Below are 1,960 nucleotides of genomic sequence, written 5' to 3' on the forward strand. Positions count from 1 at the left end.
CAACACGCCCAACGATCCCAAGCCGCAGAACATCAACCTGGCGATTGACGCCAACGGCAAGATCTTCTGGAACCAGGCTGAGGTGGACGAGCCTACGCTCGAAGCCAACATCGCCCAGGCCGCGCAGCAGCAGCCGCAGCCTGAACTGCATCTGCGGGCCGATCGCGACGTGCGCTATGAGCGTGTGGCGGAAGTCATGGCAGCCGCGCAGCACGGCGGCTTGGGCAAGATCGGGTTCATCACGGAACCCAAGCATTAGCGTTGTTCGCGCCGTGCCCTTTGGGCCGGCGGCGCAGCATCGACAAAAAGGGCACTCCATGGAGTGCCCTTTTTGTTTGCGCTAGCCCGTCCGGCACGATTAAAAATCCCCATTGTAATGATAACAATTCTCATTTAAGATTGGGCCAACTTGAACCCGGTCGTGACCGCTCGCAGTCCCGCGTAGCCGCCACGGACCACCGGACCGGAGCCCGCCCATGAGCACCCTGACCCTGCCGCTGTCGCAACCGCATGAAGTCACCCGTCGCCGCCTTTCTCTGCGCCGGGTCGAAGTTAATCCCAACAAGGCTGCGCAGGCGCGGCGCGAAAGCCCAGCCAGCGCGGCGATCGAATCGATGAAATCTGCTGTAGCTGCCCTGCCCGCCCGGCTCGAAGCCCTGGTGCGCGACAACCTCCCCGCAGCGCCCGCAGGGGATGCGGTGCCCCTGGATTCGCTGATGCGCGGCGCCAACCTGCTGCCGATCCTGCATAACGGCGAGGTCTACACGCTACGCATCACGCGCTATGGCAAGCTGATCCTGACGAAGTAACCGTGCCCAGGCGCGCACGCGCCAGCACAAGCCATGCCGTGGGAAACCATCGTGGCAACCATGTAACGCTGTACGGGATTTCGATGCAAGAAGGGCTACCGGAACCGGCAGCCCGATGCCAAAGCCCGTCGATAGGCTTCAGCATCATGGAGCACAAGCGATTCGCTCCGCAGTCGGCAGGAGGTGCCTGGACAGTGAGCCACGCTCACTGCCAGCACCACGGCCGCCGCTGTTTGCTAGCGAGTATCAGACGCCCAGGGCGGCAATGCCCGCACGCGCAATCTGTGCGTCTTCGGTCGACTTCACGCCCGACACGCCAACTGCACCCACGACCTGGTCATTGACCACGATAGGCACACCACCTTCCAGCATGCCTTGCAGCACCGGCGCGGTCATGAAAGAGTGACGGCCGTTGTTGATCATGTCTTCGTAAACCTTGGACTCGCGACGGCCCAGCGACGACGTGCGTGCCTTTTCGGTGGCGATGTAGCTCGAAATCGGTGCAGCGCCGTCCAGGCGTTGCAATGCCAGCAGGTGACCACCGTCGTCCACGATGGCAATCGAAACCGCCCATTGGTGATTCTTGGCTTCCAGCTCGGCTGCGGCCAGTACCTTCTTCACATCATCTGCCGTCAGCACGGTTTTTTGCTGCATACCACTCTCCTCGAAGATCATTTCAGTGAGCCGGAAGTATAGCGCCACGGCCCTTGGCATGACCATGCCGCCACCGTCCTGGCACCTGCCCGCAAAAAGCAAAAGACCCGCTCGAGGCGGGTCTTTCGATGATTCACGGCGTTACCGGATGCGGACGGCCGAAGCCCTCAGGGCTGCAGGCTTGTGTCCGGCAAACTCAGGCTCCGTCGCTGAACTGGTCGCGGCGATCGCCAACCTTGGCGCCGTCGGTGAACGGATCCACCTTGCGTGCGCCGTCGGTGTACGGGTCAACCTTGCCGATCTTGGCACCATCGGTGTAGGGATCAACCTTGCCGATCTTGGCGCCATCGGTGTAAGGGTCTGCCTTGGCAATACCGGCTGCAAAGGCGGAGGCGGAGGCGGAGAGTGCGGAGAGGGCGGTCAGGGCTGCGATCGCCACCAGGCTGTTTTTGATCTTCATGGGCGGATCCTCTTGGGAATTAGGTCGTGCTGGAGGG

At 62.1% G+C, this 1,960-nt stretch carries 4 protein-coding genes; 2 read left to right on the forward strand and 2 right to left on the reverse strand.

Translation table 11 applies throughout. From position 1 onward, the window contains the following. Together AC1DS3_RS38130 and AC1DS3_RS38135 are read left to right on the forward strand one after the other, a co-directional pair. Window positions 1–259, forward strand: a 259-nt coding sequence (locus AC1DS3_RS38130) for an ExbD/TolR family protein (RefSeq protein WP_477129307.1), incomplete at its 5' end; no start/stop codon positions are given. Between the two features lie 217 nt (window positions 260–476). Next, window positions 477–809, forward strand: a complete 333-nt coding sequence (locus AC1DS3_RS38135) for a hemin uptake protein HemP (protein WP_441640373.1) — start codon at window positions 477–479, stop codon at window positions 807–809. 246 nt (window positions 810–1,055) lie between these two features. Here AC1DS3_RS38135 and AC1DS3_RS38140 read toward each other — a convergent pair whose 3' ends face one another. Together AC1DS3_RS38140 and AC1DS3_RS38145 are read right to left on the reverse strand one after the other, a co-directional pair. Then, window positions 1,056–1,463, reverse strand: coding sequence for a heme-binding protein (locus AC1DS3_RS38140; protein WP_006158644.1), 408 nt, complete (start codon window positions 1,461–1,463; stop codon window positions 1,056–1,058). 196 nt (window positions 1,464–1,659) lie between these two features. Then, entirely contained in the window at window positions 1,660–1,923 is a 264-nt protein-coding gene (locus AC1DS3_RS38145) for a hypothetical protein (protein ID WP_477129308.1), read from the reverse strand. Window positions 1,924–1,960: the final 37 nt, after the last annotated feature.

This window comes from Cupriavidus sp. 01L46 (assembly GCF_056399905.1).

Bases quoted from the DNA above. Each gene is read 5' to 3' on its own strand.
- AC1DS3_RS38135 (WP_441640373.1), top strand. From the start codon at position 477: ATGAGCACCCTGACCCTGCCGCTGTCGCAACCGCATGAAGTCACCCGT.
- AC1DS3_RS38140 (WP_006158644.1), bottom strand. From the start codon at position 1,463: ATGCAGCAAAAAACCGTGCTGACGGCAGATGATGTGAAGAAGGTACTG.
- AC1DS3_RS38145 (WP_477129308.1), bottom strand. From the start codon at position 1,923: ATGAAGATCAAAAACAGCCTGGTGGCGATCGCAGCCCTGACCGCCCTC.